The sequence below is a fragment of the Polynucleobacter rarus genome (genome assembly GCF_003072505.1).
In the GTDB taxonomy this organism is placed as follows: domain Bacteria; phylum Pseudomonadota; class Gammaproteobacteria; order Burkholderiales; family Burkholderiaceae; genus Polynucleobacter; species Polynucleobacter rarus.
Map to the genome: position 1 here is coordinate 840427 of NZ_NTGB01000001.1, position 14045 is coordinate 854471.

10 protein-coding genes are annotated in these 14045 nt (G+C 36.6%); 7 read left to right on the top strand and 3 right to left on the bottom strand.

What is annotated here, in order from left to right; all coding sequences use genetic code 11:
• The first annotated feature begins 107 nt into the window (after window positions 1-107).
• Both AOC35_RS03950 and AOC35_RS03955 read left to right on the top strand, forming a co-directional pair.
• Window positions 108-1859 carry a CocE/NonD family hydrolase gene (locus tag AOC35_RS03950; protein ID WP_245898416.1) on the top strand — a complete coding sequence of 584 codons (1752 nt, stop codon included), beginning with the start codon at window positions 108-110 and terminating at the stop codon, window positions 1857-1859.
• Between the two features lie 13 nt (window positions 1860-1872).
• Window positions 1873-2853: a Bug family tripartite tricarboxylate transporter substrate binding protein gene (locus AOC35_RS03955; protein ID WP_108645871.1), complete on the top strand. Its 981-nt coding sequence runs from the start codon at window positions 1873-1875 to the stop codon at window positions 2851-2853.
• A gap of 71 nt (window positions 2854-2924) precedes the next feature.
• Here AOC35_RS03955 and AOC35_RS03960 read toward each other — a convergent pair whose 3' ends face one another.
• The 3 genes from AOC35_RS03960 to AOC35_RS03970 form a co-directional block, all read right to left on the bottom strand.
• Window positions 2925-4367 carry a hypothetical protein gene (locus AOC35_RS03960; RefSeq protein ID WP_108645872.1) on the bottom strand — a complete coding sequence of 481 codons (1443 nt, stop codon included), beginning with the start codon at window positions 4365-4367 and terminating at the stop codon, window positions 2925-2927.
• The gene (locus tag AOC35_RS03965; RefSeq protein ID WP_108645873.1) at window positions 4348-4698 is read right to left on the bottom strand and encodes a hypothetical protein; all 351 of its coding nucleotides are present in this window, start codon (window positions 4696-4698) and stop codon (window positions 4348-4350) included. Before AOC35_RS03965 ends, AOC35_RS03960 begins: the two co-directional genes overlap by 20 nt.
• 67 nt (window positions 4699-4765) lie before the next feature.
• Window positions 4766-6241 (bottom strand): LVIVD repeat-containing protein, encoded by a 1476-nt coding sequence (locus AOC35_RS03970; RefSeq protein WP_108645874.1) that lies wholly within the window; start codon window positions 6239-6241, stop codon window positions 4766-4768.
• 152 nt (window positions 6242-6393) lie between these two features.
• Between AOC35_RS03970 and AOC35_RS03975 the strand changes: the two genes are divergently transcribed.
• The 5 genes from AOC35_RS03975 (at window position 6394) to AOC35_RS03995 (ending at window position 14038) form a co-directional block, all read left to right on the top strand.
• Window positions 6394-7815 carry a mannose-1-phosphate guanylyltransferase/mannose-6-phosphate isomerase gene (locus AOC35_RS03975; protein ID WP_108645875.1) on the top strand — a complete coding sequence of 474 codons (1422 nt, stop codon included), beginning with the start codon at window positions 6394-6396 and terminating at the stop codon, window positions 7813-7815.
• 263 nt (window positions 7816-8078) lie between these two features.
• Window positions 8079-8471 (top strand): surface-adhesin E family protein, encoded by a 393-nt coding sequence (locus tag AOC35_RS03980; protein ID WP_108645876.1) that lies wholly within the window; start codon window positions 8079-8081, stop codon window positions 8469-8471.
• A gap of 362 nt (window positions 8472-8833) precedes the next feature.
• Window positions 8834-9331, top strand: a complete 498-nt coding sequence (locus AOC35_RS03985; protein ID WP_108645877.1) for a hypothetical protein — start codon at window positions 8834-8836, stop codon at window positions 9329-9331.
• Between the two features lie 581 nt (window positions 9332-9912).
• A complete protein-coding gene (locus tag AOC35_RS03990; protein WP_108645878.1) occupies window positions 9913-10566 on the top strand; it encodes an SGNH/GDSL hydrolase family protein in 654 nt (217 codons plus the stop codon).
• A 49-nt stretch (window positions 10567-10615) separates the two neighbouring features.
• A complete protein-coding gene (locus tag AOC35_RS03995; RefSeq protein WP_108645879.1) occupies window positions 10616-14038 on the top strand; it encodes a cellulose biosynthesis protein BcsC in 3423 nt (1140 codons plus the stop codon).
• The last annotated feature ends 7 nt before the right edge of the window (window positions 14039-14045 follow it).

Sequence of the window (14045 nt, forward strand, 5' to 3'; positions counted from 1 at the left end):
TCAAAATTGTTACTAGAATTACTAGATGCAATTTATACTTACTCCATTAATTAATCAAATGATTAATAAAAAGATGAATAAATAAAAAATATTAATTGGAGACAACAATGCAAGCTTTGAAATCAGAAATACGCGATGGTATGAGAATTGATTGGGATATGCCCATTCAAATGGATGATGGTCTTATTTTAAGAGCTGATATTTTTCGCCCAATCCATGAGGGTAAATTTCCGACCCTCTTAACTTATGGACCCTACGGCAAAGGTCTGTCCTTTCAAGAAGGTTATAAGACAGCTTGGGAGATTATGGAAAAAGAGAACCCTGATGTCATGCGTGGAACTACTAATCAATATCAAAATTGGGAAGTTGTAGATCCTGAAAAGTGGGTTCCAAATGAGTATGTCTGTATCCGAGTCGATTCAAGAGGGGCGGGCCGTTCACCAGGTTTTATGGCCCACAATAATGCGCGCGAAACAAAAGATATTGCTCAATGTATTGAGTGGGCGGCTGCACAAGATTGGTCGAATACTAAAGTTGGGATGAATGGTATTTCTTATTTCGCAAGCAATCAATGGCGTGCCGCAGCGGTACAACCTCCTCATTTGGCTGCTATCTGCGTTTGGGAGGGGTGGAATGATGGTTATCGTGAGTCGAATCGACATGGGGGTATTGCTTGTACCTTCCGCAAAAATTGGATGGAAATGCAAGTTAAAACAGTTCAACATGGTGTGGGTGATCGCGGTAAACGTAATCCAATCACTGGTGAAACAGTCTGTGGACCAGAGACACTCACACAAGAAGAACTTCTTAAAAATGTTGAGAATGTATGGCAGAAGGTGATTGAACAAGAAATGCTGACAGACTGGTACATAGAAAGAACTGCTGATTTAAGTAAAGTAACTGTCCCAGTCTTATCAGCTGCAAACTGGGGTGGTCAAGGTTTACACGGCAGAGGCAATTTTGAAGGTTATGTGCGTGCTGCTTCCAATCAAAAATGGCTTGAAGTCCACGGTGGCTCACATTGGGCGCCTTTTTATACTGATTATGGAATTGATATTCAAAAACGATTTTTTGATCATTTTTTAAAAGGAATTGACAACGGCTGGGATAAAACACCCCCGATTTCATTACTTGTAAGAAGTCCTGGTGAAAAGTTCGAGCAGCGCGATGAATATGAATGGCCATTAGCTAGAACAAATTGGACTCATTTGTATTTAAATGCCGAGAAGATGTCTCTTGAGCCAGCCCCTGTATCTAGTGCAGGCCAGTTAACGTATGACATGATGGGTGAGGGCGTTACCTTTTCCCTGCCCGTTCAAACTGAGGAAGTGGAAATCACTGGGCCAATGTCATTAAAGCTCTTTATCTCTTCAAGTACGATTGACGCTGATATCTTTGCCATTGTCAGAGTATTTGATGAAAATAATAAAGAATTGACTTTCCATGGTGCGCTCGATCCGCACACTCCCATTGCCCAAGGATGGTTGAGAGCTTCACATCGAAAACTGGACCTAACGAAATGTCTACCTTATCGTCCATGGCACACTCATGATGAAAAACAGCCCTTAGTCGTTGGCGAAATTTATGAGTTAGATGTTGAAATTTGGCCAACCTGTATTGTGGTTCCTAAAGGTTACAGGATTGCATTAACGATACGTGGAAAAGATTACGAGTTTGCAGGTGAAGCAGCTGTTTTATCAAATATGAAGAATCCGATGACAGGTTGTGGTCCATTCATGCATGATGATGAGACGGATAGACCACCTGCAATTTTTGGTGGAAAAGTTACTTTACTGACTGGACCCAATTACCCTGCCGAGTTATTAATTCCGGTAATACCAAGTAAAGAATCAAATTAATAAGGAGATATTGATGTCTAATGATCATTGGATGAAACAAGTTCTATTAGGTCTTTTTTTGTCTATCACGAGTAGTTTTGCTTTTGCTCAAAGTGGAAACTTTCCTAATCGTCCGATTAAAATTATTATTCCGTTTCCCCCTGGAAATACCACGGATATTATGACTCGGATGATTCAACCTAAACTTCAGGAAGCTCTGGGTCAAACTGTTGTGGTTGAAAATAAGGCTGGTGCGTCTGGAACGATTGGGATGGATTTTGTGGCCAAATCAAAACCTGACGGATATACGATCGCTGCTTCACAAGGCGGAAACATGGTGGTTTTGCCTCACACTAGTAAAACGATTCCCTACAATCCAATTAAAGACTTTGCGCCTATTGCACTATCTACTACGAATTATCTAGTGGTGATTAGTAATAAAGACGTTCCTTTTAAAACCGTAGGGGAGATGATTGCTTGGGCTAAAGCAAACCCTGGTAAATTAACGGTTGGTTCTAACGGTGAGGGTGGTTTCCCTCATTTAACTTTTGAGCATTTAGCAAAAGCAGCAGACTTTACTTTTACTCACGTACCCTATAAAGGATCAGCTGCAGTGATTACAGATATGGCTGGTGGTCAAGTCATGTTGGGAATTGACGGAGTAAGTGGTCCGACACCGCATATTCGATCTGGCCTGATTAAGTTACTAGCAGTAACCAATAAAGTTCGAGTCAAGGATTGGCCAAATACTCCTGCCGTTGCAGAAACTGTAACGGGTTGGGATTCGAATGGTTGGTTCGGTTATTCAGCTCCAGCTGGAACTCCTAAAGAGATAGTTCAGCGGTTAAATACAGAAATTAACAAAGCCATGAAGTCACCAGAAATTGTTGAACAAATGGCTCAATATGGTCTTGCAGTGGTGGCAGAGTCTCCAGAGTACTTTGCTCAAGAGTTGTTAAAAGACTATAACAAATACGGCAAATTGGTTAAAGATATTGGTTATCAAGCGCATTAAACCCTTGTCAGTTTTTCTACAGTAGGATCTTTCTTCGTGCTAACTTCCAAAGAATGTTTTGGAAGTTAGCATTAGCCGTTGACTAATGGCTCCGCTAAAACAATCAAACTGATTACGGTATAAATAACCATTACTAGACTCAATGGGAGAGTAGAAACTCCTGCAATTGAGCGCGAATTAAAAATTTGTAAGGCTGTCATGTGGCATAGCCAAATGGAGATTACATGTCCAAGCAAAATTGAACTTAAAGCAATGTACCAAGTTAATTTTGCATCAATCAAAGTGATATCAGGTCTAAGATTTGCGGTTCCACAAATATCCCAGCCTAATTGGTATGGATCAGACAATAAGGCTAAAAAATTTTGTCCTTGTAATATCAAGCTTGAAAAATTATGTGCTATCAAATAGGCAATTGCAATGGGAACAAGCGTTGGCGCAAAATTTTTAACAATGATCTGGAAATTAATTTTTATATGTGGATACAAGTATCTACACAGTATTAAGTTGAGTACACAACTCAAAAGAAAAATAGCATATAAGACAAACCAAACTAGGAAAACCCCAATTACTCCTGCCACATAGCCATTAAGGTCTAAAAGTTTTGGTACGTATTTTATTAAAAACTGTTCATAAAATTGCCATGCATCACTGCCGTGTAAGCCATCAAATAAAACCGTGGAAAGCATCGCTATAACGAAGCTTACTGACCCAGAAATTGAGGGTTGATTATTTACCAACAAGCCTTTGAATGGCCAAATAAAGGCGACTCCTTGAGCTTTTTTCTCTTGATAGTAAAAAGGGGATGTCTGGCCAAAGTAGGAGAAATAAATTGCAAAAAAATCTAGATGATTTCGAACGCAATCTTTACCAAATACTATTTTTAAACTGGTACAGGTAATTAACCAAATAATCACGATGACACTAATATAACGAGGTAGGGCCGCATTGGGATAAACGACTTCAATCCAACACCATGATAATAATAGAAATGTTGCTGGCCAACAGCCTAGCCAACTTGGATATTTTAAAAGTGGAATTAAAGGTTTTTTGAATAGCAGGGAAATGCCATTAAAAAGAGTATTAATAGGACTAAAGAGCTGTAATACATTACCAAAGACCATAAATAAAAGAGGCATGCCAATCCACCAATTTACCCATAAAACATGAGGAATTAAATTCATGAGAGGATTTTGTGGACCAGTTAAACCAATGATTAATAACCCTCCAACGATGCTTAAAAAGCAAAGTTGAATAGGTAATAACAAGAATCGAAGCTTCGTATTTGAAAAAGTGAAAGATCTAATTTGAAGTGGCTCATTCTTTCTGATTGAATCAATGGGTAATTTTAAGAACAGAATGGCTAAAAAATAAGTGACTGCAACAGTTCCTGCTGCTCCCCATAAAAAATAATTGATGGGGAGTGGTAAATCATATTTTTCATCAAAAGCATGCGCGAAGGCTTGCGATGAAAAAAAGTAAAGGATAGAAAAAAACTTAATTCGGATAAACTTCAAAATAGGCTGAGGGTGAATGATTTAATTTGATATTGGCATTGGGACTGGTATTACTGTTTTGTGGATGCCACTCTATTTGAAATTTGCCAGTTGCCTTTGCCTCAAACTTATAAACCACTAATTGATTTTTTGGTACTCTCACTTCTATTCCGTAGGCATGCAGGTGCAACTCACCAGGTTTGTTACTAGTTATTTGCCATTCAATCTGCTCATGCTGCTTTACTTTAATGCGAAGTGGGGGTTTTTCTGAGTGAATTAGTTGATCATCAATTAATTGAAATTGAAATACTTTTTTAGTCGTATCAGTAATTCCTTCAGTTGGGTAAACCATTACCCAACTGAAGAATATCAAACACAAAAATCGTTTCATTTTAAAAATGAAATTGACTTATGGTGGTTTACTTAACTACTGCATCCCAATTAGCAATCTTTCTAGCAGGCCCTGTTAACTGAAGAATGTGCATTCCTGTATTTGCACGATCGACGATATAAATATAGCCTCTGTCATCAACTTCCACGTTATTGGTTTGTATTGCTATTTTCGTTGCAGCCGCTGTATACGGTAATTTCGCACCTGCAGAACTTGCTGGAGTTTCAAGGGCTACCGTATTTTTATTAATGGCGGGCACAAAATAGGCAATTTCTTTGGGTGCAAAAGGATCTCTCACATCAAGAGCTCTAACCCCTGAATTGAAATAGGCGAAGAACATAATTTTCTTGTAGAAAATATCAGTCATATTTTCATTAGATGAGTGAGCACCATGACGGCCACCTTTTTTACACAAATTTCCTGGCATATCAGGTAAGGCCCAGTTAGAAACTCCATAAGGTTTGGTTTCACTTGAAATATCCATAAACCAGACCATTTGACGGCCTTCTAAGCATTCTTTTTGGATTGCTTCGTCAGTAGTCACCAAAATATCGCCTTTATTTCCTAATAGGCTATTTTTAAACTGTGGAAACTCCATGTCTAACATCGGGAAGGTAGTGTGGGCGCCGTGCATTGGCGGTAACTCTGTTCTAGATACTTGTGGATACAGTAAATTCTCAGGAGTTGGCTCTTTTGGACCATTTAATAATTTCTCACGATCAACAATTTGAATGATCCCTTCTGTGTTGGTTCCGTAACCAAAATACACTCTATTTCCTTTAGGACCTGTTGAAATTGGACCATGCAAAGCAATCGGTACGGCTCCACTAGATCCAGGATTTTGTCCAACGAGTCCAAAGTCCCGAATGAAGACAGGCTTTGCTGGATCTGACAAATCATAAATTTGCGTCATACGGTTCGTTCGCCACTGTGGATTACCTGAAACAAGGTAAGCAATTCCGGTATCACACTCCCAAAAGCTTTTATGTGTTCCCTTTAAACCTTTTACGACAGTAGTCAAAAGACTAGGGTTTTCCGGTTGTGTAACATCCCAAATCTCATGAGATTGATTACCAAAAACTCTCAACATGTAAAATTTGCTCTTATCTGCTCTAGGTAATGTGGCACCTGAACATACGCGCACCATTTGTGCGCCACCTTGTTCAGCTTTGCCTTCTTCACCAGGCAGATGTTTTAAATATTTTGGATTTTTGGGATCAGTAACATCAATAATTGAAGTGCCGTTGTTTTCCATTTGACCATTCAAGGTATTTAACTTGAAGTCACCATGGTGACCTACATAAGCAATCCAACGATTCCCTTGCTTTTGAATGGTTGGTTGATATGCAGTTCTTCCTTGCAAATCGCTGTAGCCTAATAAGGCCATATTTTTGGAATCTGTAACACCTTGGGCAACGCTATTTAGTGTTGTTAGCGCTAAAAAACTAATAGTGATGAGTTTAAAAAGGCTGGGCTTTAATGCCTGAGTTAAGCAACTTTGCATGAATTGTCTCCGTTTTTTTGAAATGAATAATTTCTTATTATTTGCTGATTTTATTCTATTTTTTCTCAACAAAACAAAATAAATCAATATTTAGATGTAAATAATACAATGAGATAATATAAGTCATAATTATTTAACCTAAGAAGTTTTTTATGACAAATATCACACCTGTTATCTTATCTGGCGGTTCTGGCTCAAGATTGTGGCCGTTATCAAGAGCATTACGTCCCAAGCAATTCCTGGGTGTTACGGAGGAGTTATCTTTATTTCAATTGACCTTGAGTCGCTTACAAAGTAATTTAAATGAATTAAAGATAGAGTCTCCTGTGATCGTGGCGAACGATGATCATCGTTTTTTGGTTGCTCAACAATGTCTGGACATTAATGTAGTGCCAAAATCATTAATCTTGGAACCCATCGGTAGAAATACTGCCCCAGCGATTGCCGTCGCTGCATTTTCTCTACTGCAGGAAGATCCAATTTTATTAGTACTCCCATCTGATCATATCTTTACGAATAATCAAGCTTTTCTGGATGCAGTTAAAGTGGGTGCTAATGCTGCAGAAATAGATGGCTTGGTAACTTTTGGTATTATTCCGACTGCTCCAGAAACTGGCTATGGATATGTAAAGTCCTCAGTACCTCTTGATCCAACAAAAGCGGTAGCGGTTGAAAAGTTTGTTGAGAAACCAGATCTTGAGACAGCTAAACAATACATTCAAGAGGGAACTTATACCTGGAATAGTGGCATGTTTATGTTTAAAGCCTCTATCTTTCTTGCAGAGTTATTGAAGTTCCAACCAGATATTTATAGTTCAGCTAAAACAGCATGGGAAGAAGCTAAAAAAGATTTAGATTTTATCCGTTTGGACTTAGAGAGTTTTGGTAAGTGCCGATCTGACTCAATTGATTATGCTGTAATGGAAAAAACCAATAATGCTTTGGTAGTCCCTTTGGATGCTGGATGGAATGATGTTGGTTCATGGTCTTCTGTTTGGCAAGCCTTACCCCAAGATGAGAATGGTAATGTTCAAAGAGGTGATACCCTTCTTAAAGATTGTAAAAATAGCTTTGTACATGCTGATCATCGCTTTGTTGCCTTATTAGGTGTTGAGAATATTGTTGTTGTCGAAACCTCAGATGCGTTATTAATTGCAAACAAAGATAAAGTACAAGATGTGAAAAAAATCGTTGAGGAACTCAAAGCAAGAAAAAGTACCTTAACTGAACTTCATCGGGAAGTCCACCGTCCTTGGGGATCTTATGATTCTATTGATCAGGGTCAGCGCTACCAAGTAAAAAGAATTACAGTCAAACCAGGTGCTAAACTGTCGGTTCAAATGCATCATCACCGAGCGGAGCATTGGATCGTTGTATCAGGGACTGCGAAGGTTTTAATTGGCGACAAAGAACAATTGCTGAGTGAAAATCATTCGGTATATATACCGATTGGAGCTGTTCACTGCTTGGAAAATCCTGGAAAATTGCCCTTGGAATTAATTGAGGTTCAATCAGGTTCTTATTTGGGTGAAGACGATATTGTTCGATTGTCAGATCAGTATGGTCGAGGATGATTTCTTGATAGGAAAAATTTTTAGATTGACATTAAATACATTTTCCCTATTAAAAAATTGCCTTATATTTTTTCTCTGGCAAAGAAATGATTGTTTGGGTTTTACATGATTATTATTTTATAAACACCATCTCGATAATTAAAGGGTTATTTCCCTTTGGAGTTGAAACAAATATTTATAAACTAAATAATTTGAAAATTTAAGTTTGGAACAAGTAGAATAGAACCATTAAAATTACTATGGCCTTAATTTTGTAAATAAAAATGAAATTAATATATATTTTCTTGGTTTTGTTCCCTTTTCAAGTGATTGGAGCAAATCTTCTTAGTTTTCAAAGTTCGGGAAACGATAACTTATATTTTTTAGTTACGGATTCTGTTCAAAAAGATTATCCTTTTGTGAAATATAAAGTGATTATCAATTATTCTTCTGAAGAAATTAAAACTTTTTATAACAAAACTATCCGCAGTTCCCAAAAAAAGATTCTAATTAATTGTGAAAACAATACTTATAAAATTTTGGAGAACTATGGTTACGAAAATTTCGGTGCATATGGCAAGAAAATAGTAATGCCATTAAATAAAGGGCATGTTTTGATAATTAATTCATACACACCAACGGAGGTCAATAGTAAATTCGTTTGCTTTGAAAATTAAGTATTCATAGTTAAGAATAAAAACAATAAAAACCTGGTTTTATGTTTTACTTGTGCAATTTTGATTGCGTACTAGCTCCTAATTCAACTGAAGTTTTTTAATAAAAAATTAGTTGTAATTCTGTGCAAACCTTCTTTTTTTATATTGCCAAGCCTTTTTAGTTTCTTGTAATTATTAAGAATATCCCCTTGACGGGGGATATTCTTTGTGTTTAAATATTTAAATATACGTCTAGCTGTATTAGCATTATAATGCATAAACACTTGTTATCATTAGAAAACTTCGTAATTACTCTAGAAAATATAAAATAAAAAATGGAAAAAACTTTAATTAAAATAAATACAAACCTTTCAATATCTTAAATGAACATATTCCAGCGTATACTTTCATACTTCAACAAAATCCTACCAAGTTTTGGTTTAATTGCCATAAGCGGTTTTTTGTTTTTCTCCCTTTCTTTCCTTTATGGGGTGTATCAAAATAGCAAACCTGATGCATACTGGGTTTTTCTGCAAAAGAATGCCATTGAAGATTTTTACAGTCCTAATTGTCAAGAACTTATTAGTTCTAATTACATGATAATCCCTGAAGATGTATTGGTATCTGCAGGTATAAAGTGCTCCGGCCTTGTATCAATTTGGACTGCTATTAGACTTACTCAATTCGCAAGCTCTAGAAATGGTGAGATTATTTCTTCTAGAGATGTTTATATGACGTTAAAAAGAATTGAAGACACGAGCTGGAAAACTCAAACATTCATAGATGCTGTCTTTTTTTCAATTTTAGGTATTTTATCAACATTCCTTTTGGTTACATTTTTTAATTTTGTAAACATTACTTGGCTGAAAAAGTCTTCTTAAGCTTTGATAGGGATGAAAACACTTGGCTAAGGGGGCTCCTGGCGGATTTTATCTAAGTAAAATATCTTTCAAAAAATCTTAAACTGGTCCCCACAAGCATGCTTATGATTTGGGGAAGGCGAATTAATGGAATAGTCATTGATAAGGTCTTTAAGCATTCCATGTGGCTGTTATTCCGTTCAAGCACTAATAATCCGATGCAAAATGAGCTGAAAAATGTTAGTGTAAGCGGATTCAGAAATACGATAGTAAGCAGCAAATTTTAGTTTTAAACAATCTGATTTTTGGGAGAAGGCCTCCTATGAGTAAGTAATGATTCTAAATTCACTCACCCACAAAGAGGATATCAATCCAATCTACAATATATTTGTAGCAAAAAATCACCAAAATTAATAAAGCTACTACTCAAATTAGCTTGAGAATGAAATTAATTATACTTTTGAATTTTTTAATGTTTGACTTAATGTAATCAGTTTGGGTATTTTAAATTATCCTTTTAAATACTTGTTACAAAAAAGTTAATATGACTTATTTTTGTATTATCATTAAGTTTATAAAAATTTTTTTTAAGAAAGAAATCAATGGCATTAGCGAATTTAGCGGGAATAGCAGTTTTAGTCATTGGAGAGAGTCATATGTCTCTTCCGTCTTATTTGTTAGACCCGCTAACTGAGAGTTTGACTAATCAAGGAGCTAAGGTATATGCATATGGAGCTTGCGGAGCAAGCGCTGGTGATTGGTTAAAAAAAATTCAAGTACCGTGTGGCGCTAAAAAAGTAGGTAGTGAAAAGGCAACTGTAAAAGGCAGTGATGCTACAACAACTCCGATAAAAGATTTAATTTCTTTTGACAAACCAGATATCGTTCTAGTAATTATTGGGGATACTATGGCATCGTATGGAAAGCCATTTCCTCAGGCTTGGGCTTGGCAAGGTGTAACAAGTTTAGCTAAAGAAATAAGTTCAACAAATACTCCTTGCATCTGGGTTGGCCCAGCCTGGGGTAAAGAGGGTGGTAAGTACGGAAAGAATAATGATCGAGTGAAATTTTTCAGTACTTTTTTGGCAAACAATGTTTCGCCTTGCGAATATGTTGCATCAACAAAGTTTTCCAATATAGGGGATTGGGCTACTATAGACGGTCAGCATCTAACCCCAGCTGGTTATAAAAGTTGGAGTAGCAAGATAACCCAATCAGTCCTCAATAGCCCTTTGACGAAACCAAAGAAAATTTAATCTAGACTTAAATTAATTATTCAAAATTTATCAATTTCAGGAGTATTCTTTGTCAACTTCAAAATTCAAATTTTCTGTTAGTGTTCTATTGTTGAGCTCAGCTCCAGTTTCTTTCTCTCAGGATATAGATGTAATTAAAGATCTAAATGCACAAGGCCAATTTTGGATTGATAGAGGAAATTCTCAAAGGGCTGCCCAAGCTTGGAAAAAACTATTACTAATCAATCCAAAAGATGAAAATGCCTTATATGGAATGGCTATCAGTGAATTAGATAAAAAGAATTTAGATGTAACGATGGATTACTATAATAAAATAGTTGCTATCAATCCTAAAAGTTCTTTTTTAGAAAGAATTGATCAAGACATTCGTTTAAGAAACCCAACTAATTCCAAATCATTGGAGTTGGCTAGAATAGCAACTCAGAATCAAGATTATTCCGGAGCTGTAGAAAAATATCGCGAGGCCTTGGGGACAAACACGCCTCATGGTGCTGAAGCTTTTGAGTACTATAGCGCAATGGCTCATCTGCCAGAGAAAGCGAAAGAGTCGATTGAAGGCTTTATTAGACTTAAAAAAGAATCACCTAATGACTTACAAATTGATTTATTTTTAGCTAAGCGCTTGATTGTTGCAGAGTCTACGCGTATTGAAGGACTAAAACAGTTACTCAGGTTAACCGCTAATCCATCTGTTAAAAGTGAAGCGATGGAAAGTATTCGACAGGCTTTAGTTTGGTTTGGTCCTCCGCGACCTGAAGAGTTTCAATTGTTTGAACAATATTTAAAAATAACTCCAGACGACAAAGAAATTATTGCCCAATTGAATGCTGGAAAAAAGAAATTAGTTGACATAACTACTGCAGCAGCTTCCCAAGGATCGTCAGCAGGTGTTATTGGTGCTCCACCTCCAATTTCGGCTAATCCTCGTTTGATTGCCGCAAAAAAACAAGCTAGTGATGCATTAGTTAAAGGAAATGACCTTGAAGCTAAAAAATATTTTCTAGATGCTTTAGCCATTGATCGTAATGATCCTTGGACAAGATTAGAGTTGGCAAAAATCTACATGAAAAACGGCCAAGCAAGTGAAGCAAAGGGACTTGTAAACGGTTACTTATCTTCAAACCCCTCCGATACACAAGCACTTTTTGCGAGCGCAATTTTTTCATCTACAATCCCTGACTGGCAAAATGCTCTGAAAACTTTAGAGCTCATTAAACCATCTGAGAGAACTAAAGATATTGCAGAGTTCCATAAAATAGCTTGGGTTCAAACACAAATTGCTTACGCCGAAACTTTAGATCAGTCTAGTAAGAAGTCAGATGCCTTAACTATATTGTCAAAAGTAAAACCACTAGTTGTTGATAATACTAATCTAACGGGTTTATTAGCAAATTCATATGTCGATTTAGGTTTTCCTCAAGAAGGTATGAAACTAGTTAATGAAATGGTTAATAAATCTAGTGATCCATCAACGGACGTATTGTTGCAACAGGCATCTATTTTATTAAAAACAAATCAAGATGTTGAATTCGGAAATGTAATTAATAAGATTCAATCTCGAAAATTGACAGTTGAGCAACGAAATTTATTTGATGACTTGCTATTTCCTTACTCAGTTCGCCAAGCTGAATCCTTAAATCAAAATGGTAACCCTAGAGAGGCACTTGAAAAACTAATCATCCTAAAAGCAAAACGACCCAATGAAACATATGTTGATGGCGCTATAGCTCGAACATACTCCAAATTAGGCATGAATCAAGAAGCAATTAACACTTACAATGAGTTACTTCAAAAAAACGAAAATCAGCCTGAAATTTTACTTGGACTTTCTCAGGTTGCTGCTCAGTCAAGAAATTTTAGCTTGGTAACTCAAACATTAGATAAATACTTATCCTTAGATCCTAATAATTCTGAATACTTGAGGAATGCCGGAAAGGTATACCGTAGTATAGGAAAAAATGCTTTGGCACTAAGTATGTTTGAGCAATCAATGGTTAACAACCCGGACACGCCAATTCTTTCCTCAAAACCAACTGATATAAAAACTGTTGGAACTAATCCAGATAACTTTTATACCAACAAAGTTGTTGTGACAGCAGGACCTTCACCTAAATCCTCTAAAAATAAAATTATTGCTAAGGCTGAGCCTAAGCCAGTTACTAAGCCAGTTCCTTTAAATGAGACAATTGCAGATGTTATATCTGGTCAGATTGTAGTTGCTTCAAATCTTGCTAAAAAACAAGAAGAGACCGAGCTAGAAGTTAATCAAATTAAACAAGAAAGATCTCCAGAGGTACTTGCTGGTTTTTCTTATAGATCTAAAAATGGCACTTCTGGTTCATCAAATCTAACTGACCAAGAAGTTCCCCTAGAAATCCGTTTTCCAATAAACGATTCAAAAGTAAGCCTTAAACTTACACAAGTTTCTCTAAATGCTGGGACTATTGAAGATAGTTTTTATAATAACTCAACCTTTGGTAGCGGTGTTTTGACGAGCGATATTGCTAACAACATACCTCCAGTGTTAGGTGGAATTTCTGCAAGGGGTGTAGGATTATCAGCGGGAATTCAACAAGGTGGTCTTACTGCTGACGTTGGTGTAACTCCATTAGGATTTTTGTTTTCTAAGTTTACTGGTGGTCTTAAATACCAAACCGCTCTTGATGATAATTCAACAAAGTTCATGAGTTTTAGTCTGTCATCAAGGCCAGTAACAGATTCTGTTGTTTCTTTTGCAGGATCAACTGATCCAAGATCGGGTTTATCTTGGGGTGGCGTAATGGCCAATGGTGCACGTGTAAGCTTCTCAAATACTTTCGTGGCTAATCCATCCTTTGGAAGCTCTGTTACTGCCTCGTATCATCAAATTAATGGAACCAATGTTAAAACGAATACTCGAGCCGAAATAACAGCTGAAGTCCATAAGGATTTGTTGAAAACATCTAATTCGTTATTTAAATTAGGTTTAAGTGCTTCAGGTATTTTTTATAAAGATAACCTAAGCGGCTTTACTTATGGAAATGGTGGTTACTTCAGTCCTCAACAGTACGTTGCCTTGACGGTTCCGTTGTCCTTTGAAAAAAGAACAGGTAATATTTCCTATTTAATTAAAACTGCAGTAGGTTGGCAACAGTTCAATGAAAATAGTGCTCCTTATTATCCAAATGATCCTAGTATGCAAGATTTAGCCACGAAATACTTGAGTACTAATTCCAATTTATATGGAGCAACTACACCTAATTCAGTATCTAGTTCTAATACTGGTGTTGCATTTAACTTATTTGGTGCTATGGAGTACCAAGTTGCACCGCAGTTGTTTATGGGTGGAAATGTATTATTTGATAACTCAGGAAACTATCGCCAATGGGGACTGGGAGTTAATTTACGCATTCCTTTTGAAAGAATAACAACCATACCATTAACTATGCCAGCGTCTGCTCTTTACTCTCCTTACTCTTACTTAGCACAATAAATTAGAA